Origin of the sequence: Castellaniella sp. (assembly GCF_041677825.1) — a bacterium.
GTDB lineage: Bacteria > Pseudomonadota > Gammaproteobacteria > Burkholderiales > Burkholderiaceae_B > Castellaniella.
In genome coordinates this window covers 37,603-58,243 of record NZ_JBAYPG010000018.1, presented here as the reverse complement: position 1 = coordinate 58,243, position 20,641 = coordinate 37,603, and the positions used below count along the sequence as shown (strand labels likewise).

Below are 20,641 nucleotides of genomic sequence, written 5' to 3'. Positions count from 1 at the left end.
AGATGAACGCTCTCATCAACCCGCTGCTGCGCTTTTTTACCGGCTACTATCTGTTCGGTGGCCTGCGCCAGGCGCTGGGCATCCTGCTGCCGGGCCTGGTCGTGGCCGGCTACCTGGGCGAAGTCGATACCGGGTTTGCCGCGGCCATAGGCTCGGCCTGCCTGGCCATTGTCGATTCGCCGGGCGGGCCACGACGCTATGGGCGCAATGGCATGCTGGCCGCGCTGTTCCTGGCATCCGCCACCGCGATCATCACAGGCCTGCTGACCGAGGTCGGCTGGGCGCTCTGGCTGCTCGTCCCCTTGCTGTGCTTCGGCTTCTCGCTGCTCAATGTATATGGCAAGCCAGGCGGCCTGCTGGGTTTCGTCTGTCTGCTGGTCATGACGCTGACCATGCGCAGCCCGATGACCGGCATCCAGCTGGCCCATTACACGCTGGCCATTTTCCTGGGCGGGGTCTTCTACCTGGGCTTCAGCACGGTGCTGCGGCGCCTCATGTGGCGCATCGAGACCCGGCAGGCCCTGTCGGTGGCCCTGTTTGCCACCGCAGACTACATGGCGGCACGGGCCCGCCTGTACGATACCGATTTCACCCTGGATGACAGTTATCGCAAGCTCACCCTGCGCCAATCGGCCATGACCGATGCGCATCAGGTTGCCCGGGATGTGGTTCTGCGTGAACTCCCGCAACGCACGGACACCCGCGAGAACCGGTTCCGCCAGGCCCTGGTGAACCTGTTCACCGACATGATCGCCCTGCTCGATGGCATGCTGGCCACCCAGACCGACTACGCCCGCCTGCGCCATGGCTTGCCCGACAGCGATATCCTGCTGTTCGCGCGCGATGCGCTGAACAAGCTGGCAGCCAATGTCGGCCAGATCGCACTCAATGTCGCCCGCGGCCAGCAGCGGCAGGCGCGCAACAGCGTGAAGGCTGAACTGCGCGCGCTCGAATTCGAACTCCAGCAATGGCGCAGCCGGGGGGCCCTGGCCCAGGACCCGGAACTCTATGCACTGCTGGTGCAAGTGCTGCGTCGCATGCGCACCATGACCCGGCTGGTCGAACGCATGGCGCAGTGTGCCAAACACCCCGAGCAGACCCAGGTCGAAGACGAACGCACCAATCGCAGCCTGAACCGGTTCCTGACCCGCCAGCGCTGGCAGATCAGCATGCTCACGAACAGCCTGAACATGCAGTCGGTGCATTTCCGCTATGCCCTGCGGGTCGCTTTCGCTGCGCTGCTGGCCATGCTGGCCTCGAGCCTGATGCTCGAGCTCGGCCAGCGCCACGAATTGCCGGGCGGCCTGGCCAGTCGCGGCTACTGGATCGTGCTGACCGTGATCGTCATCATGAAACCCGGCTTTGCCATCACCCGACAACGCAATGGCTGGCGCCTGATGGGCACCCTGCTGGGCTGTGCCCTGGCGCTGCTCTTGTTCGCAGTCGTCGAAGACAGCAGCGTCCTGCTGCTGCTTCTCATCATTTCGGGCATTCTGGGCTACGGCCTGATTCAGGTGAACTACATGCTGGCAGCCACCTTCATGACGCTGCTGGTCATGCTCGCTTTTCACTTCCTGGATCCGGCCGACTCGGCGGCCGTGATTGGCGAGCGCCTGACGGACACCGTGATCGGTAGCCTGCTGGCGCTGTCATCCAGCTACATCCTGCCCTCATGGGAGGTCAATTCGCTCCCCCAGCTGGCCCGCAGGCTGCTCGAGCTCAACCGCGAATTCCTGCAGCGCGGCCTGGACCTGGTGGCGCTGTCACGCAGCCAGAACCCCGCGCAGCCTGCGTCGGCCGAGTTGCAAGAGGCCGAACTGGGCTGGCGGCTGGGCCAACAGCAACTGCATTATGCGTACAGCAACTTCGCCGCCACGTTCTACCGCATGATGGACGAGCCGATACGCCATCAGAAACACGTGCAGGCCTTCAACCGGCTGCTCATGGAACACAATATCCTCGCCCTGCAGGCTGCGGCCATCATCCCGCAACTCAGGCAGCTGCCCGGCGAACCCGATGGCATACGCCAGGCGCTCGATGCCACCCTGGGCTTTCTGGCTGGCCAGGAGGCCAGCGCGCCACGCACCCTCGAAACCGACGATGCCCATGCGGCGCTGGCCTATCCGTTGCGCCAGATGATCAACGCGTCCCAGGGGATCCGCGACACCATGCGTGAACTGGGCCTTGCGGCCGACGCAACCGGCGCATCGCCACCTGCGCCGCCGACGGGCGCACCCGCCACTCAGGCGGCACCAGCGGGCAGCGGGATGAATTCCTGATCGTCTCCAACCGGCAGCGGCATGCGCTGCATCTGCCAGTCGACCCGGGCCTGTTCCAGGCGCTCGCGCGACGAGGAGACAAAATTCCACGAGATGTGTCGCTCGCCTATGGGTTCGCCACCGAGCACCATGACGATCGAGGGCTCGCGTGCCTCGATATCGAGCGCCCGGCCGGGTTCGAGCACCACCATGGTACCGGCGGCCACGATCTGACCATCGAGTTCGATCTCACCCCACGCCACGTATACCGCCCGCTCTGGATACTGCGCCCCCAGACTGCGACGTCCGGCCGCGCGCATGTCCCAGTGCTGATAGAACAAGGGTGAATACACTGGAACAGCCGCCTGCTGGCCGTCGAGGCGGCCTGCGATCAGCCGCCCCCTGACCCCATGCTCTTCGAATTCGGGCAACTGGGCAGCCCCCTGCAGGTGGTGGAAACTGGGCTCATCTTCTTCGTGTGCCTCGGGCAGTGCCACCCAGGCCTGGGCGCCATGCATGTTGGCACCATGCGCCCGCGCATATTCCAGACGTTCGCTGTGGGTGATGCCCTTGCCGGCAGTCATCCAGTTGACCTCGCCGGGGCGGATTTCCTGCTGGCAGCCCAGACTGTCGCGATGGGTGATGGCGCCGCTGTAGAGATACGTGACCGTGGACAGGCCGATATGCGGATGCGGCCGCACATCGAGCGCCCGCGGAATGCCCGGGGCCAGCTGCATGGGGCCCATGTGGTCGAAAAAGATGAACGGCCCCACCATGCGGCGTTTGCGAAACGGCAGCAGGCGACCGACCTTGAAACCCCCCCCCAGGTCATGGGGACGTTGTTCGATGAGGCAATGCGTGTTCATGAATATGTCCTGGTTGGCTGAATATTCCTATACTTGTAGCTTGGCAGAAAAAAATGGGATTGCCCATGCCAGCACATGAATGCTTATATCCATCGAGCATAAAGCATGAACAATAACTCGAAGTTGTTTTATATTCTGCCTGTACGTGCCCATTGTCGGGCCTGACACCAGAGCGAGATACAACATGGCAAACAAACGAATCTTCCAGACGCTCGCCGTGGCGGCCGCCGTCGCCCCCATGGCCTTCTTCAACACCCCGGCCTTGGCGGCCGACAGTGTCGCCAAGGTCGGCGTCTTCGTCCCCCTGACAGGCGAGAACGCCGAAAACGGCCAGCAGATCCGCAAGGCGGTCGAGCTGTACGTAGACCAATACAACAAGCAGGATCACCGCCACAAGATCGAGCTCCTGGTGCGCGATGACCGCGGCGAGCCCAAAACGGCCACCAACATCGCGCGCGAATTCGCCCAGGACAAGGACATGATCGCCGCCGTGGGCAGCTTCACCAGCACCGCCGCCATGGCGGCGGCGCCCATACTCGACAAGGCCGGCATCCCGCAGATTTCACCCACTTCATCGCACCCGGATTTCACCGGCCTGGCCAAATACGCCTTCCGTGGCACACCCACCCAGTCGATCGAGGCGGACCGCATCGCCGATTACGTGGCCGACGTGCTCGGCGCCAAGACGGTCGCCATCGTGTATCGCCAGGATGACTGGGGCAATTCCGCGGCCAATGTCTTCAAGAAAAGCTTCGAGGCCAAGGGCGGCACCATCGTCGCCTCCGAGGCGGTGGCCCCCGACACACGCGACCTGCGCACGCTGGTCACCCTGCTCAAGGAAAAGAACCCGGATGCCCTCTACGTGGCCGTGCACTACGCCAGTGGCGCGGTGCTTGCGCAACGCCTGAAGGCGGCTGGCTGGGATCCCGACGTCATCACATCCACGGCGCTGTATACCCACCAGCTGATCGATCTGGCTGGCGACGAGGCCGTCGAAGGCTGGTATGTGCCGGCGTTCTTCTTTGCCGAGAGCACCGAGCCGGTCGTGCAGAACTTCGTGGCGGCCTACAAGAAGGCCTACGATCAGACCCCGAACGCATTCGGGGCCGTGGGCTACGACTCCATCGCCATGATAGGCACTGCGCTCGATGATATCGACCAGACCGGCGCCGAAGGCCGCAAGGCACTGGGCGACAAGCTGTTCGACGTCCAGGTGCGCGGCACCACCGGCGCGATGAAGTTCGACCAGCACGGGGACGTCGACAAGACCATCACTTGGCTCAAGATAGAAGGCGGCGAATTCGAACCCGCCAACTGACGCATCCAGCGTTGCAGGCGCCCGGATTCCCCTGTTCTTCAAATTGCCTGAATCATGGTTGTACTGATCGAGCAGTTCATCAATGGCCTGGCCATCGGCAGCGTGTATGCCATCGTGGCCCTGGGCTTCGCCCTGGTGTTCGGGGTGGCCAAGGTGGTCAACTTCGCCCAGGGCTCGCAGGTCATGGTGGGGGCTTATCTGGTGTGGGCCAGCACCGCCCTCTGGGGGCTGCCGCTGTGGGCAGCCTTCGTGGTGGCCCTGGTCGGGTCGGTGCTCATCGCCCTGCTGATCGATCTGATCGCGGTGGAATGGCTGGGCGACTCGGCCGAAATCGCGCCGCTGCTCAGCACGCTGGCATTGTCCTTCATGCTGGACCAGGGGGTGCGCCTGATCTGGTCGCCCGACCCGGTGGCGTTCCCCAACCCCTTTGCAGACATCAGCCTGCAACTCGGGCCGCTGTATTTCGGCGCCACCGACTTGATCATTCTGGGCGTCACCGTCCTCTTCATGGCGCTTTTCAGCCTGCTGCTCAGGTTCAGCTGGCTGGGGCGCTCCATACGCGCAGCCGCCCAGGACCCCGTGGCGGCCCAGCAGATGGGGGTGCACACCGGCCCGGCCAAGCTGGCCGTGTTCGCGCTCTCGGGGGGGCTGGGGGCTCTGGGCGGGGTGCTGGTCGGCATGTACTTCCAGCAGATCGACCCCGCCATGGGCCTGCCGTTTGGCCTGAAGGGCTTTGCGGCGGCCATGGTCGGCGGGGTGGTCAGCCTGCCCGGCGCCGTCCTGGGCGGGCTGGTCCTGGGGGTTTTCGAATCCCTGGCTGGGGGCTACATCGGGTCGGCCTATCGTGACATCGGGGCCTTTTCACTGCTGTTGCTGGTGCTGGTCCTGCGCCCACAGGGGCTGCTCGGGTCGCGCGCATTGCAGGGGCTCGGGGGCTCCAGGGGCGCCGGGGCGATTCCCACCACATCGCCACTGGCCGACAACTCCGGCTTCCCGGTCACCGTCATGGGCACGCGCCACATCCCCATGCGCTGGACCATGGGCCTGACACTGCTCATCGGCCTGATGGCGAGCTTTCAGATGGATGGCTACTGGTCCGGGGTCTTCGCCCAGGGCGCCATCTTCGCCACGGCTGCCCTGGGGCTGACCGTGCTCACGGGATTCACCGGCTATGTCTCGGTGGGCAACAGCGCGCTCATGGGCATCGGGGCCTATGTCTGCGCACTCATCACCACGAAGCTGGGCTGGCCCTTCGAGATGGTGCTGCTGGCAGTCATCGTGATCGGGGCCTTTGCCGGCCTGCTCTTTGCCTATCCCGTCCTCAAGCTCTCGGGCCACATGGTGGCACTGGCCACGCTGGCCCTGGGCCAGATCGGCTACCTGATCATGCTCAATGCCATCCCGGTGACCCGCGGCCCCATGGGCATCGGCGGCATAGCCGAACCTCACTTCGCCCTGCTGGGCGGGCGCGCACTGGATTTCCCGGGCGCCATGACGGCGATCTGCTTCGCAGTGCTGCTGCTGGCCTTGTTCCTGGTCCACCTGCTGCAGCGCGGCCACCTGTCCATGAATTTCCGCCTGATCCGCGAAGACCGCCTGGCCGCCGATGCCTACGGGGTGCACGCCACGCCCTACGTGGTCATTGCCTTCATCATGAGCAGCGTCATGGCCGGCCTGGGGGGCATGATGTTCGCCTACCAGCAGTCGTACGTCAGCCCCGATTCGTTCCTCATCCTGTTTTCCTTCCTGCTGCTGACCATGGTGCTGGCCGGCGGCATCGTCTCGCCCTTCGGGGCGGTGGCCGGCAGCATCGTACTCATCGCCCTGCCCGAAGTCCTGCGCGGGCACGCCGAATACCGCGAGCTGATCTATGGCGCGGTCCTGATCCTGATCATCAAGTTCCTGCCCTCCGGCCTGACTTCGCTCTCTTTCAGGCGCTCGCGCGTGCAGGCCGGCGCGGGTCAGGCAGAACGCACGACCACGCAGGGCACGCCATGATCACCGTCCAGAATCTGAGCAAGACCTATGGCGGCCTGCATGCCTGCGACAATCTCAGCCTGAGCGTCGAACCTGGCTCCACCACCGCCATAGTCGGGCCCAACGGCGCAGGCAAGTCCACGCTGGTGCAGCTGCTCTCCGGGGTGACGCAGGCAGACTCGGGCAGTATCCGCTTTGGCGACATCGATGTCACCGGGCTGACGCCCGCCCACCGGTTTTCGCTGGGCATGGTGCGCAGTTTCCAGACCGCGCGCGTGTTTCCCGGCCTGAGCGTGCTCGACAGCGTGCGCGTGGGGGCCTACTACGGCCTGTTCTACGCCACCCACCCCTTTTCGCTCGGCAACACCGTGCGTGACGCAACGGCATCCCTGCTGCAATTGCCCACGTGGCGGGCACGCTACCGTGAGGCTGAACGCCACGCCCTGGACATCATCGACCTGTTCGGCGAGCGCCTCAGGCCACGGCTGGACCACTACACGTTCACCCTGTCGTACGCCAACCGCCGGCGGGTGGAAATCGCGCGGGCCCTGGCCAGCCGGCCCAGGCTGCTGATGCTCGACGAACCCACGGCGGGCATGAACCCGACCGAAACCGAAGAACTGGCCAGCCTGCTGCGCGACATCAAGGCCGCGCGACCGGAACTGACCCTGGTGTTCATCGAGCACAAGATGAACGTCGTGCGGCAAATGAGCCAGCGGGTCATCGTCATGGATGCGGGCCGCATCATTGCCGATGACACGCCCGAGGCTGCCCTGAACGACCCCAGGGTGATCGAAGCCTATCTCGGAGGAGGCCACGGTGCTGCTCAGGCTTGAATCGGTGAACGTCTTCTATGGCCCAGTCCAGGCCCTGCACGATGTCAGCATCCACGTGGCTGCGGGCGAGGTGGTGGCGGTGCTGGGCGGCAACGCATCCGGCAAGTCGACCACCATCAAGACGGCCCTGCAGCTGGTCAAGCCGCGTGACGGGCACGTGCTGCTCGATGGCGAAGACCTGGCCGCCGTCAGCACGCCTGAAGTCATCGCGCGCGGCGTGGCCTCCATCCCCGAATCACGGCGCCTGTTTCCCGAAATGACCGTCGAGGAAAACGTACTGATGGGGCTGTATGCGCAACGGCGCCAGCTGACGCGGCCGCAGGTCCGCGAGCGGCTCGATGAGGCCATTGCCCAGTTTCCACGCGTCCAGGAACGCCTGCGCCAGGTGGCAGGCACGCTGTCCGGGGGCGAGCAGCAGATGGTGGCCATGGCGCGCGCCCTGATCCAGCGGCCACGCATCATCGCCATCGACGAGCCCTCCATGGGCCTGTCGCCGGCCTATGTCGACATCGTCTATGACCTGCTGTTCGACTGGAAGGCGCGCGGCACCACCATGCTCATCGTCGAGCAAAGCGCAAACCGCTCCCTCGCATTGTCCGACCGCGCCTACGTGCTCCAGAACGGTGCCGTGGTCATGCAGGGCGCATCGGCCGACCTGGCCCGCGACCCCAACATTCAATCGGCCTATCTCGGAGGTCTGTAACATATGGACAAGAAGCAGCGATTCATGGCAGCCAGCCGGGGCGAAAAAGTGGATCATCCACCCGTCAGCAGCTGGATTCATTTTGGCAGCGCCCTCTGGGAGCCCGAACTGGCAGCCGATGTGCACCTGCGTTTCGTGCGAGCCTACGATTGGGATTACATCAAGGTGATGGACGACTACCGCTTTCCCACCGAAGGCGGTCTGCGCGAGGCCACCACGGTAGACGAGCTGCGCGCCATCGGCAGCCCGGATCTGCCATATGACAACTTCGAGCGCCAGCTCGAGGTGCTGCGCCGCATCCGCGACGGTGCCCCGGGCGTGCCCACCCTGGACACGGTGTTCTCGCCCTTCCAGACCGTCATCCGGGCCCTGGGTGATGGGGTGGTGCCGCTGTTCAAGGCCCACCCGCAGGTGGCCCACGAAGTCATCGGCCGGGTCGCCGACCGCCTGGTCGATTTCATCCGCGCATCGGCCGGTATCGTGGATGGCATTTTTCTGGCCGTCAACGGCGCCGACGCCGGGGTCGACGGCTGGGGGCTGAATGCCGCTCAGTTCGCCGACTGGATCGCGCCCTACGACAGGCAGGTCCTAGAGGCGGCGCGCGACCGGGTGCGCGTCATGCATGTGCATGGCTATGACCTCATCCCCGAATGGGTGAACGACTACCCGGCCGACGTATTGAGCTGGTCCCATAACCAGTCGCGCCCCACCCTGGGCGAAGTGGCGCGGGGCGGGCGCCATGTGCCCATGGGCGGGCTGGACGAGGTCGGCACCCTCTACTGGGCGCTGAGCAAGGTGCGCGCCAACGTGCTGGCCAGCCGCCAGGAAACTGCCGACCGCATCATCGTCGCGCCCGGCTGCACCATGCATTCCGATACGCCACCCGCCATCTTCCATGCGCTGGTCGCTGCGGCCCGCATGCCCCTGCCGGTGCAGCCGGTGTCGCCACCGGGGGCTTCATGAGCCGGCGCTACTTCATCAACGAGCCCGACGAATTCGCGCTCGACGCAGCCGAAGGGCTGACCCTGGCCCACCCGGAGATCGCCTGGCAGCGCGAGCCGTTCTTCCTGTACCGGCGCACACCCGCGCAGGGCAAGGTGGCCCTTCTTTCAGGTGGCGGCACCGGGCACGAACCCCTGCATGCCGGTTTCATCGGCGCCGGCATGCTCGACGGTGCCGTACCTGGCGCCGTATTTGCCTCACCCACGGCCTTTCAGATCAGTGCAGCCACGCAGCATGTCCATGCCGGCCGGGGGGTATTGCACATCGTCAAGAACTACACCGGCGACGTGCTGAACTTCTCGATTGCGGCAGAAATCGCGGCAGATGAAGGCATTCCTGTGGCGCGCGTGCTGGTCGATGATGATCTGGCCACCGATATCGCCGGCTCGCGCACCGGGCGCCGGGGCACCGCCGCGACCCTGGTGGTGGAAAAAATCTGTGGCGCCGCAGCCCGGGCCGGTATGGATCTGGATGAACTGGCACGGCTCGGGGCTGACGTCGTGGCGCGCACGCGCTCCATGGCGCTGTCTCTGGACGCCTGCACGCATCCGGGCACGGGGATCAAATCGTTCGAATTGCCGGCCGAAGAAGTCGAATTCGGCGTGGGCATCCACGGTGAACGCGGCCGGGGCCGCATTGCCTTCGATCGAGCCGATGCCCTGCTGGCACAACTCATCGAACCGCTGGTCCAGGCCCTGGCCATACCGCCACAAGGTCGTGTGCTGGCCATCGTCAACGGGCTGGGTGCCACCCACCTGACCGAACTCTATCTGCTGACGGCGAGCCTGCACCGACAACTTGCACGGCACGGCATTTCCGTGGCCCGTACACTCACGGGCGCCTATGTCACGGCGCTGGACATGGCTGGCGTGTCCGTCACGCTCAGCCGTGTCGATGACGCGCTGCTGCGCTGGTGGGATGCCCCCGTCCATACCCCGGCACTGCGCTGGTAGAAACACACGCTCGCAGGAACACATCATGGATGATTCATTCACACGACGCTGGCTGGCGAATTTCTCGGCGGCATTCGAGCTCGAGAAAGCGCATCTGGGCGCACTCGACCGTGCGGCAGGCGATGGCGACTTCGCCGTCAATCTGGCGCAGGCCCTGAAGCGTGCCACGGCCGGCATTCAGAGCCTGGCGCAGGATGCCAGCGATGCGCAGGTACTCGCGGCCGCCGCCAACGGTTTTCTGCACACCGGCGGCACCAGCGGGCCCCTGCTCGGCATGTGGCTGCGCGAACTCGCCAAGGCCCAGGCCAGCACCGCGGTCACTCTGACCACACTAGCAGCCGGCGTGGCTGCAGGCACCGCCAGCGTGCAACGGCTGGGGGGTGCCAGGCCGGGCGACCGCACCATGGTGGATGCCATGCTGCCCGCCACGGCAGCCCTGCAGAAGGCCCTGGAGAACGGCGCCCCGCTCGAACAGGGGCTGGATCAGGCCGCTCGGGCCGCACAGCAGGGCGCCGAAGCCACCGCCCACATGACGGCCCGCCTTGGGCGAGCGAGCTATGTGGGCGATGCCGCCGCCGGGGTCATCGATCCCGGCGCGCTGGCGATCGCCCTGTTCTTTCGTGCGGGCGCCCAAGCCTGCAACCCTTGAACCAGGAGTCCTGAATGGGGTCCACCGCTGCACCCGCCATGGCCGACATCCCTTCACTCTGGGCCGCTGTCACACCGCCGGGACCAGGCTGTCCGCCCTTGCAGGGCGATCTGCAGACCGACGCCATCGTGATCGGCGCCGGCTTCACAGGCCTGTCGACTGCCCTGCACCTGCGCCAGGCGGGCACCGAAGTGGTCGTGCTCGAAGCGGCCGAGCCAGGCTGGGGCGGCTCGGGCCGCAACAATGGCCAGGTCATCCCCACCCTGACGCGCCCCGATCCCGATGACATCGAGGCCCGCTTCGGTGCGGCGGGCGAGCGGTTCGTACTGATGCTGCGCGACTGCGCCGCACTGCTGTTCGACATCGTGTCCGAGCATGGCATCGAGGCCGAAGCCGAGCAGACAGGCTGGGTACAGCCCGTGCATTCACCAGGACGCATCCGTATCGCCGAACGGCGTTGCAGCCAATGGCGGGCACGCGGGGCACCCGTAGAACTCCTGGACCGCGCCGAAGTCTGCCGCATGACCGGGTCGGATGCCTGGCATGGCGGCTTCTGGAATCGCACGGGGGGGCATGTGAATCCGCTGGCGCTGGCGCGCGGCATGGCCAGAACGGTGATGAACCAGGGTGCCCGCCTGTATGGGCACAGCCCGGTGCTGCACTACGAACACCGCGATGGCCTCTGGCACGTGCGCACGCCCACGGGCACCGCCCGCGCCCCGGCTCTGGTCCTGGCCACCAATGCCTATACGGACGCCTTTGCGAGCACACTGGCCCCGCGCATCGCGCATCAGGTCGTACCCGTGTTTTCGTGGCAAATGGCGACCGAACCCCTGGACCCGGCCGTGCAACAGGCCATCCTGCCGGGCCGGCAAGCCATGTCGGACACCCACGGCGAACTGTATTTTGCGCGCCCCGATGCACGCGGGCGCCTGGTCACCGGCGGCAACCTGCTTTTCACCCTGCACGAGCGGGCCCGGCTCTCGGCCTACGTGGCCAGGCGTCTTGCACGGCTCTGGCCTATCATTGGACAGGTGCATTTCGACTACGTCTGGAAGGGCTACGTGGGCATGACCGATGATTTCATGCCGCGCTTTCATCGCCTGGGCCCGAACGGCTGGGCCTGGGCGGGCTGCAACGGGCGCGCCGTCGCCCTGTCGTTTGCACTGGGCCGCGAATTCGCGCGGGCCGTGGGCGGTACCCCGGAAGATCGCCTGGCTCTGCCATTCACCGAGCCGCGCCCCTTGCCCATGCGCAACCTGATCCGTCACGTTGCGCCCTGGATGCTGCTCAGGTATCGCATGCTGGACCGGCGCGAGATCTGAACCAGCGATGCCCGACAGCCTATTTTCCGGATACCCACAGGAGGACTCATGCTGGCAACCATAGAAGGACTGGATCACGTGGTGATCATGGTGCAGGCACTGGATGACGCAGCCGCACAATGGCGCGATCTGGGGTTCACGGTGTCCCCGCGCGGGCGGCACAGCGACCATCTGGGCACAGGCAACTACACCATCATGTTCGAGGATGACTACCTCGAACTGCTCGGCATCCTGCAGCCCACCGAACTCAACGCCCCCAGCCGGGATTTCCTGGCGCGCCGCGGCCAGGGGCTGGAACAGCTTGCTCTGCGGACCCACGATGCGGCAGCAGGTGTCGAAGCGCTGTCCGGGCTGGGCATACAGGCGATCGGGCCGGTGCATTTCAGCCGGCCGGTGAACCGGCCCGACGGCAGTCAGGCCGAGGCGGCCTTCACCATCTTCAACTGGCCACCCGATCACCGCCCGGCCGACCTGCGTGTCTTTGCCTGCCAGCACCACACTCGACACGCCGTCTGGCTACCGGAGCTGATCGAGCATCCCAACACGGTCACGGGTATTTCCAGGGTTGAAGTGCTGGCCCGGGATCCCGCCTCCGCTGCCCGGGCTTTGGGCCAGGTGCTGGACGCCGAACCCGATGCCACCCCCACGGGTGCCGTGATCCGCACGGGTCCGCAGCGTGCCGACATCCTGTTCGTCACGCCGGAGACATTCAGCCAGACCCATGCGCTGCCCGCAGACATCGACTTGCCCCCCGAAGGCGCGATTGCGCTGGTCCTGCGGGTGCGCGACCTGGAAGCCGCGGCGCGCTGCGCGGGCTCGGGCTCCTGGCACACCACAGGCAGCGTGGTCGTGCCCCCGGCACGCGCAAGCGGCGTGCTGCTGGTGTTCGAGCACACCTGACCGGCAGCCGGTACCGGCATGCACGGCAGCACAGCCCGCGCCGGACCTCACTCACGATCCAGGCCAGACAACCTTCCTCCAAGAGCAACCCCATGACCACTTCTGACTTGCCTCTCGCACCGGCCGCCCTGACCCATGCATGTTTCATGCCCGACTATGCCAGTGCACGGGCCAATTTCCTGGCTGCTGCCGCGGCCGCGGGCGCACGCACCGACACACTGGTGCATGACCAGGTGAGCGGACCCGACGGCAGCACCCTGAGCACGGATGTCGCCGTCCTGGGCCCCATACAGGCCGAGCAGGCCGTGCTCATCGTGAGCAGCACGCACGGGCCCGAGGGCTTCACCGGATCCGCCGCACAGGTCGCGCTGCTCAGGCAGATGGCGGTGCGCCCCCAGGCCGCGGACATCCGCATCGTGCTGGTGCACGCCATCAACCCCTGGGGCTTTGCGCACATCAGCCGCACCACCGAGAACAATATCGATCTGAACCGCAATTTCATCGACTGGGACAACCCGCCTCCGGACAATCCGCTCTATTCCAGCCTGCACGCGGCGCTGACCACGCAGGCCTGGACGCCGGAGGCCCTCGACGCCGCCGAAGCCCGGCTGCAGGCCTGGATCGGAGAACATGGCCAGGATACGTTCGTGGATGTGCTGGCCAAAGGACAGTACAGCCATCCGCACGGGGTGCATTATGGCGGCACCGGCCCGGAATGGTCGAACCGCACGCTCCGGACCATTGTTCAACGCCACCTGGCAGGGGCACGCCGGATCGGTTTCATCGACTGGCACACCGGGCTTGGCGAACGGGGGCAGCCTTTCTTTCTGTGCTTCAATGAGCCCGGCGGGCCTGGGTGGGCGCGGGCCTGCCGCTGGTGGGGCCGTGAGCGCGTCGAGACCAAGGCGGGATTCGACGGCTCGGCACGCCCCGACTATCAGGGCCTGCTGTTCCAGGGGGTGCAGCGCTACGCCCAGCCGGCTGAAATCGTTGGCGCGGTCATCGAGTTCGGTACGCAGAGCAGCCTGGAGACCCGGCGTGCCCTGCAGGGCGACAGCTACCTCAAGACCCGCCCCGACCTGCCGCGCGAAACCGTACTGGCGCTGCGCGCGCAACTGCTCGAAGCCTTTTCACCATCGGCAAGCGACTGGAAGCAAAGCGTGCTGGCGCACGCCATGCAGATCCAGGACCAGATCCTCCAAGGGGTGCGCGAGTGGCATGAGTAATCCGGGCGGCGCGCAGCCAATCAGCGGCGCGCAGCGATTGAAAGCCCGGAGCGGCAGAACGGCCATACCATGGGCCCCACATCATTCTATATAACGATTACGCCATCAAATTTGGACTTACATACATAATTCGTTATAATCTTACGCTTTGCGCTTGCTGCAGCATGCAGATTTCAGCGCGGCTGCATGGTACCGCCCAACGGTCACCGACAGCATAAAAAGGCGGTGTTCGTGCCTGCACGCACCGTTGCGAACCGGTCATTCGGCGCCCTGTTTCATGGCAGATCCAGGGCGGCCGGGCACCCCAGGGTGCCAGTCTGGCAACACAAGGTTGCGCCGGGTACGTCCTGTAATCATTGAACGGTTGCAATCAGTGGCGCCCGACGCTCAACAGGCGAGGAGAGCGCATGGCCAAGTCCATCCAGATCAAGAACCTTTTCAAAGTCTTCGGCGACAATCCGGCCCGTGCCCTGGAACTGGCAAAGCAGGGGTATTCAAAGCAGGACATCCTGGAACGCACGCGACAGACCATCGGCGTGTTCGATGCCACGTTCGATATCAAGGCGGGGGAAATATTCGTCGTCATGGGGCTGTCCGGTTCGGGCAAATCCACTTTGGTGCGCCTGCTCAATCGCCTGATCGAACCCACCAGCGGCCAGGTCATCGTGGACGGCCACGACATCAGCACCTATAGCGATGCCCAGCTGCGGCGTCTGCGGCGCAAGGACATGAGCATGGTCTTCCAGTCCTTTGCCCTGCTGCCCCACATGACGGTCGAGGATAACGTGGCTTTCGGGCTGGAACTGGACGGTGTGGACAGGACCACGCGCATCCGGCAGGCCCACCAGGCCTTGCGCCAGGTGGGCCTCGAGGTCTGGGCACGGTCTTACCCCGATGAGCTTTCGGGTGGCATGCAGCAGCGTGTGGGCCTGGCGCGGGCCCTGGCAGCCGACCCCTCGATCCTGCTGATGGACGAGGCCTTTTCCGCCCTCGACCCCATCATACGTGCCGAGATGCAGGACGAACTCCTGCGCCTGCAGGACGAAAAGCGACGCACCATCGTCTTCATCTCGCATGATCTGGACGAGGCCATGCGCATCGGCGATCACATCGCCATCATGAACGATGGCTATGTGGTCCAGGTGGGCACGCCCGAAGAGATTCTGCGCCGCCCGGCGAACACCTACGTGCGCGACTTCATCCGCGGTGTCGATGTGGCCGCGGTGTTCAAGGCCGGCGACATTGCGCGCAAGACCCAGGTGGAAATCTCCGAAAGCCCGAATCGGGGTTGCCGGCGGGCGCTCGAGCGGCTGCAGGACCATGACCGCGAGTGGGCCTTCGTGGTGACCCCACACCATCGGTTCATGGGTATGGTCTCCAGTGATTCCCTGCGCGCGGCACTGCGCGCCCAGGACGGCCCCGTAGGTCTGGACAAAGCCTTCCTGAGCGATGTCAGGCCCGTGGCCGCCGACACCCTGATCAATGACCTGTACACCCGCATGGTCGAGCACCCCTATCCCCTGCCCGTCGTGACCGATGACGGCCGGTTCCTGGGGGCCATCAGCCGCACGACGCTGCTGAAGTTCCTGGACCCGACCACCGACCCCCATGGTGATCCGTTGCCCGAGATCCCGGAGACCGCCGCCATGCCACAGGCCGGCACCGCGGACGCCACCAGCGCAGCCTGACCCGATCGAACACAAGGAACCCGATAATGGACGAGAACAACACCCCGGATGATCCGTGGGCTGCCATGAGCAGCCCTGATGATGGCAGTACCGTACCGGCCAGTGCCGGCAATGCCGATGCCGACCCCTGGTCTGCAATGAGTGGTGGCGACGCCGCTTCGCAGGGGTCGGATGCCGTCGGCACGACCAGCACATGGCTGGGCGGCACGGATACCACGGGCGGCAGCGATGCGCTGCAGGGCGTTGCCGCCGACCATGGGCTGTCGTTGCAGCAACTGTGGGACGGCACGCTGCCCGTGCAAGACTGGATCAACCAGGCCCTGGGCTGGATCGTGCTGCACTTTCGCGCCTTCTTCCAGGCCTTGCGCCAGCCGGTGGACGTACTGCTCGGCCACGTGGATGCGGCACTGCAATATCCGCCAGCGCCCGTCATGATCGCCATTCTGTCGCTGATCGCCTGGCAACTGGCAGGCCGGCTTCTGGGCCTGGCCACCCTGCTGTCGCTGCTGCTGGTGGTGGTGCTCGGTGTCTGGCAGGCGTCCATGATCACCCTGTCCCTGGTGCTCACCTCGCTGGTGTTTTGCGTCATCCTCGGATTGCCACTGGGCATCTGGCTGGCGCGCAGTGATACCGCAGAGCGCTTCTTTCGCCCGGTACTGGATGCCATGCAGACCACGCCGGCCTTTGTCTATCTGGTGCCGGTGGTGATGCTGTTCGGCATCGGCAACGTACCCGGGGTCATCGTCACCATCATTTTTGCGCTGCCGCCGCTGGTGCGCCTGACCAATCTGGGCATCCGCCAGGTCCGTCCGGACCTTATCGAAGCGGCGACATCCTATGGCGCCTCGCCATGGCAGCTGCTGCGCAAGGTCCAGCTGCCCCTGGCCATGCCGTCCATCATGGCCGGCATCAACCAGTCACTCATGCTGTCGCTGTCGATGGTGGTGATCGCCTCCATGATTGCCGTGGGCGGCCTGGGCCTGATGGTCCTGCGCGGCATCGGCCGCCTGGACATGGGACTGGCCGCCGTGGGCGGCATGGGCATCGTGATCCTGGCCATCGTACTGGACCGGATCACCCAGACCATGGGCCAGCCCAGGCGCAACCCGCATCAGCGCTGGTACATGAGCGGGCCCGCAGGCATCGTCTGGCGCCTGACAGCCGGGCGCCATGCGACGGGCACCAGCGAATCTGTCGCCCACTCCGAACACCAGCCCACGAAGTGAGGATCCGGCTGGTGCATTTCAATATCCTCAACAGGAGCCATACTATGCCCCATGACACCCGAACTGCAAAGCCACACGCGTTGCTGGCGGCCTTCGGCCTGGCACTGGCCATCACGGCCATGCCGGCCAGCGCTGCCGATCTGCCTGGCACGGGCATCAAGGTCGCCGCAGCCAAGAGCAATATCGCCGAAGAAAATTTCCAGACGGAAATCGTGATGGAAGGCCTCAAGCGCCTGGGCTATGACGTACAGCCCATCCTCGAGGTCGATATTCCCACCGCGCATCTGGCCGTCGCCAACGGCGATGCCACGTTCTTTCCGGTACATTGGGATCCACTGCAAAACGACTTCTATGAAAATTCGGGCGGAGACGCGAAACTCTGGCGCGACAACACTTTCGTGAAGAACTCGCTGCAGGGCTATCTGATCGACAAGAAAACAGCTGATGAATACGGCATCACCAACATCGAGCAGCTCAAGGATCCGAAAATCGCCGCGCTGTTCGACACCGACGGCGACGGCAAGGCCAACATGACGGGCTGCAACCCGGGCTGGGGCTGCGAGCGCATCATCGAGCACCACCTGGATGCCTACGGCCTGCGCGACTGGATCAGCCATGACCAGGGCAGCTACACGGCGCTCATGGCCGACACCATGACCCGCTACAAGCAGGGCAAGCCCATCCTGTACTACACCTGGACACCGTTCTGGATCAGCAACGTGCTCAAGCCCGGCAAGGACGTGGTGTTCCTTGAAGTGCCATTTTCCTCACAGCCCGAGGACCAGAAAGAGCAGAATACCAAGTTGCCCAATGGCAAGGATTACGGCTGGCTGGTGAACACCCAGCGCATCGTGGCCAACCGCGACTTCATCGAAAAGAACCCGGCCGCGAAGACGTTCTTCGAGGAGGTTGCCATTCCTATCGCCGACATCAACGCACAGAACCAGGCCATGGAAGATGGCGCCAAATCGCCGGCTGATGTCGAAAAACACGTGAAAGGCTGGATCAAGGCCCACGAAAAAGAGTTCGATCAGTGGGTGAACGACGCCCTGGCCGCGGCCAGGTAGGCCCGTCGCCCCGGCCCACGGCAACTGGCGCGGGCCGGGCGCGGTAACCATCCACGCCCGGGCCGGATACTGGCCAGGCGTTCAGCGCAGTGCTGGCCGGGCGTTCAGCGCAGTGCTGGCCGGGCGTTCAGCGCAGCGCCAGGTCGGCCAGCACGGTCTCCAGATGGCGCTGCACGCCGGGCGGCAAGGGTTGAAGCGGCAAGGGCAGGCAGCCCGCAGGGGCCAGACCGAGGATTTCGGCCGCACCCGCCACCACGCGCACACTGCCATACTGGGCATACAGCGCCCACAAAGGCGCCAGTTGCCCCGAATGATGCAGAGCCAGCTGCGCATCCCCGCCCAGAGCGGCGCGCGTAATGGCCAGCGCCACCTCGGGAAACAGCCCGCCAATCACCGAGTACCAGGCCTCGCAGCCCGCCAGCAGGCCACAGGCCGCAGATGCATCCCCGCTGATGCCTATGCTGACGTGCGCAGGGATACCGGCGCGCAGATGCGCGACCCGCTGGCGGGCCACATCGAGATCGGCCGATACGGGAGGGATCTTGATGGACGCCACGTGGGGCAATTGCGCAATGCGGCCATGCAGTTCATCGGAAAATTCAAAATGCGTGGTCCGTGGATTGTCGTAGACGCACAGCGGCACTGACAGGGCACCCGATACCGCTTCGTACAGCCCGTAGACTTCTTCGGAGCGCAGTGGCTGGTACGACACCGGGGCCAGCAGCACCCCCTGCACGCCCGCCAGCTGCGCATCATGCACCAGATCGAGCACCTCGCGCGTGCGCAGCGCCCCGACCCCCACCATGACAGGTACCGGCCCCGCGTGCTCGACGGCCAGGCGGGCGATGCGCGCACGTTCGGCCCTTGTGAGGTAGGCATAGCTGCCCGTGGAGCCCAGGGCACAGATGGAGTCGACCCCGGCCGCCACGAGGCGCTGGATCAGGCGGATAAACGCGGCTTCGTCGAGGGCCGTTTCAGACAGCGGGGTCAAGGGAAAAGCACTGAGTCCGGAAAACATGGTGTCTGGGGGTCTGGTCAGGTCAATGTAAAAACACGCTTTGGCATGGCCAGGATGGCGTGGCGCGCGTACCGTCATGTTATCTTCTTTCCACGCACACCTCATACCATTATTATCGACTAGCCCATGAAAAACCATCATCGCATCATGCTGATCCATGCCTTGACCGAGTCCCAGCAGCCCGCATGGGACGCCTTTGCCCGTCGCTGGCCCGAGGCAGACATCCACAACCTGCTCGATGACTCACTGGCCAGCGATCTGGCAGCCGAAGGCCAGATCACCTCACGCATGATGGACCGGTTTCTGACACTCGGGCGTTATGCGGAATCCACCGGCGCCCATGATCACATGACCGACGCCATCCTGTTCACCTGCTCCGCGTTCGGGCCGGCCATCGATCAGGTCAAGCAGGCTGTCGCGATCCCCGTATTGCGACCCAATGAAGCCGCCTTTGAAGAGGCCCTGAAGCAGGGCAACCGGATCGGCCTGATCGTGAGTTTCAAGAACAGTCTGCCACCGCTCACGCACGAGCTGGAAACAATGGCCCATGCCGGCGGGCAGCGCATCACCATCTGTCCGGCTGTCGCCGAAGGCGCACTTGAAGCCCTGAAGCAAGGCCGGCCCGATGAGCATGACGCCATCGTGGCACGTGCTGCCGAAACACTGCGCGATGTGGACGCACTGATTCTGTGCCAGTTCTCACTGGCTCGGGCCGCAGCACGGATCGAGCCTGTCGCAGGACGGGTCGTCTACACGACACCCGACAGTGCGGTCGGCAAGATCAAGGCGATGCTGCTGGGCAAATAAACGGTTCAACGGCCACGCAACCCGCCATACATATCCCAGGTCGTGCCCACCGACCAGCCGCCATCCACGGGCAGATTCACGCCCGTAATGGCACTGGCCCGATCGGACAACAGGAACAGCACCGCTTCGGCGATCTGCTCGGGTCGGACCAACCCCCCCAGTGGTGTGTTCTGCAAGGCCCCATCGACCTGCCGCAGGCCCCGGTCGATCTGATCCTGCAGCAATGGGGTCAGGGTATAGCCCGGCGCCACGGAATTGACGCGAATACCGGACGGCCCCCACTCGGTGGCCAGGCATTGCGTCATGTTGATGATGGCCGCCTTGGCCGGCGAATAAGAATGCAGGGGCATGGAATGCGCACCGGCAATCGAAGAAATATTGACGATGGCACCGGAAGAGCGCTCGAGCATGGCCCTGGAAAAAGCCAGGCAAGTGAGGTATGTACCGCGCAAGTCGATGCGCTGGATACGATCCCAGTCATGCAGCGGAAAGTCGTGGGGCCTTTGTGGGGCCTGTGCGATGCCGGCACTATTGACAAGCCCCCAGACGGGCCCGATCTCGGCCTCGGTGCGCGCCGCTGCAGCCTCGACGCTGTTTTCGTCACCCACGTCCAGCGCGATGGCATGGCCACCCACCTGCTCCGCCACCACCTGGGCCTGCTCGAAATTGAGATCGGCCACCACGGGCAGCCAGCCTTCACGCTGGATGCACTGCGCACATGCTGCGCCTATGCCACTGGCGCCACCAGTGATCACGACGATTCTTGCTTTTTCTGAAGCCATGCCAAACCCCCAATCTGATGTAAACGATTCAAAGAATGTG

The 20,641-nt window shown here is 65.0% G+C and carries 18 protein-coding genes; 15 read left to right on the top strand and 3 right to left on the bottom strand.

Features of this window, described 5'->3' with window-relative positions; translation table 11 throughout:
* The first annotated feature begins 2 nt into the window (after positions 1-2).
* Positions 3-2,279: an FUSC family membrane protein gene (locus WCY17_RS08995; RefSeq protein ID WP_372701846.1), complete on the top strand. Its 2,277-nt coding sequence runs from the start codon at positions 3-5 to the stop codon at positions 2,277-2,279.
* Here WCY17_RS08995 and WCY17_RS08990 read toward each other — a convergent pair.
* Positions 2,243-3,124, bottom strand: coding sequence for a pirin family protein (locus WCY17_RS08990; protein ID WP_372701845.1), 882 nt, complete (start codon positions 3,122-3,124; stop codon positions 2,243-2,245). The genes WCY17_RS08995 and WCY17_RS08990 overlap by 37 nt on opposite strands.
* A gap of 184 nt (positions 3,125-3,308) precedes the next feature.
* Here WCY17_RS08990 and WCY17_RS08985 point away from each other — a divergent pair, with 184 nt between their 5' ends.
* From WCY17_RS08985 to proX, 13 genes are all read left to right on the top strand, one after another.
* Positions 3,309-4,442 (top strand): ABC transporter substrate-binding protein, encoded by a 1,134-nt coding sequence (locus WCY17_RS08985; RefSeq protein ID WP_372701844.1) that lies wholly within the window; start codon positions 3,309-3,311, stop codon positions 4,440-4,442.
* Between the two features lie 54 nt (positions 4,443-4,496).
* Entirely contained in the window at positions 4,497-6,440 is a 1,944-nt protein-coding gene (locus WCY17_RS08980; protein WP_372701843.1) for an ABC transporter permease, read from the top strand.
* Entirely contained in the window at positions 6,437-7,255 is an 819-nt protein-coding gene (locus WCY17_RS08975) for an ABC transporter ATP-binding protein (RefSeq protein ID WP_372701842.1), read from the top strand. The genes WCY17_RS08980 and WCY17_RS08975 overlap by 4 nt, the downstream gene beginning before the upstream one ends.
* Positions 7,239-7,958: an ABC transporter ATP-binding protein gene (locus tag WCY17_RS08970; RefSeq protein WP_372701841.1), complete on the top strand. Its 720-nt coding sequence runs from the start codon at positions 7,239-7,241 to the stop codon at positions 7,956-7,958. The genes WCY17_RS08975 and WCY17_RS08970 overlap by 17 nt, the downstream gene beginning before the upstream one ends.
* A gap of 3 nt (positions 7,959-7,961) precedes the next feature.
* Positions 7,962-8,921: a uroporphyrinogen decarboxylase family protein gene (locus WCY17_RS08965; RefSeq protein ID WP_372701840.1), complete on the top strand. Its 960-nt coding sequence runs from the start codon at positions 7,962-7,964 to the stop codon at positions 8,919-8,921.
* Positions 8,918-9,913, top strand: a complete 996-nt coding sequence (locus WCY17_RS08960; protein WP_372701839.1) for a dihydroxyacetone kinase subunit DhaK — start codon at positions 8,918-8,920, stop codon at positions 9,911-9,913. Before WCY17_RS08965 ends, WCY17_RS08960 begins: the two co-directional genes overlap by 4 nt.
* A gap of 25 nt (positions 9,914-9,938) precedes the next feature.
* A complete protein-coding gene (locus WCY17_RS08955) occupies positions 9,939-10,562 on the top strand; it encodes a DAK2 domain-containing protein (protein WP_372701838.1) in 624 nt (207 codons plus the stop codon).
* Between the two features lie 14 nt (positions 10,563-10,576).
* Positions 10,577-11,887, top strand: coding sequence for an NAD(P)/FAD-dependent oxidoreductase (locus tag WCY17_RS08950; protein WP_372701837.1), 1,311 nt, complete (start codon positions 10,577-10,579; stop codon positions 11,885-11,887).
* 48 nt (positions 11,888-11,935) lie between these two features.
* Complete coding sequence (locus tag WCY17_RS08945; protein WP_372701836.1) at positions 11,936-12,787, top strand: VOC family protein; 852 nt, start codon at positions 11,936-11,938, stop codon at positions 12,785-12,787.
* A gap of 92 nt (positions 12,788-12,879) precedes the next feature.
* Positions 12,880-14,013 (top strand): M14 family metallopeptidase, encoded by a 1,134-nt coding sequence (locus tag WCY17_RS08940; RefSeq protein ID WP_372701835.1) that lies wholly within the window; start codon positions 12,880-12,882, stop codon positions 14,011-14,013.
* 407 nt (positions 14,014-14,420) lie between these two features.
* The gene (proV, locus tag WCY17_RS08935) at positions 14,421-15,701 is read left to right on the top strand and encodes a glycine betaine/L-proline ABC transporter ATP-binding protein ProV (RefSeq protein ID WP_372701834.1); all 1,281 of its coding nucleotides are present in this window, start codon (positions 14,421-14,423) and stop codon (positions 15,699-15,701) included.
* A gap of 26 nt (positions 15,702-15,727) precedes the next feature.
* Positions 15,728-16,927, top strand: a complete 1,200-nt coding sequence (gene proW, locus WCY17_RS08930; protein ID WP_372701833.1) for a glycine betaine/L-proline ABC transporter permease ProW — start codon at positions 15,728-15,730, stop codon at positions 16,925-16,927.
* A gap of 44 nt (positions 16,928-16,971) precedes the next feature.
* Complete coding sequence (gene proX / locus WCY17_RS08925) at positions 16,972-17,994, top strand: glycine betaine/L-proline ABC transporter substrate-binding protein ProX (RefSeq protein ID WP_372701832.1); 1,023 nt, start codon at positions 16,972-16,974, stop codon at positions 17,992-17,994.
* A gap of 127 nt (positions 17,995-18,121) precedes the next feature.
* On the opposite strand, the gene WCY17_RS08920 is transcribed toward proX, so the two are convergent.
* Positions 18,122-19,012: a dihydrodipicolinate synthase family protein gene (locus WCY17_RS08920; RefSeq protein WP_372701831.1), complete on the bottom strand. Its 891-nt coding sequence runs from the start codon at positions 19,010-19,012 to the stop codon at positions 18,122-18,124.
* 126 nt (positions 19,013-19,138) lie between these two features.
* Between WCY17_RS08920 and WCY17_RS08915 the strand changes: the two genes are divergently transcribed.
* Positions 19,139-19,819 (top strand): aspartate/glutamate racemase family protein, encoded by a 681-nt coding sequence (locus tag WCY17_RS08915; protein WP_372701830.1) that lies wholly within the window; start codon positions 19,139-19,141, stop codon positions 19,817-19,819.
* A 5-nt stretch (positions 19,820-19,824) separates the two neighbouring features.
* Here WCY17_RS08915 and WCY17_RS08910 read toward each other — a convergent pair whose 3' ends face one another.
* Entirely contained in the window at positions 19,825-20,601 is a 777-nt protein-coding gene (locus WCY17_RS08910; RefSeq protein ID WP_372701829.1) for an SDR family NAD(P)-dependent oxidoreductase, read from the bottom strand.
* Positions 20,602-20,641: the final 40 nt, after the last annotated feature.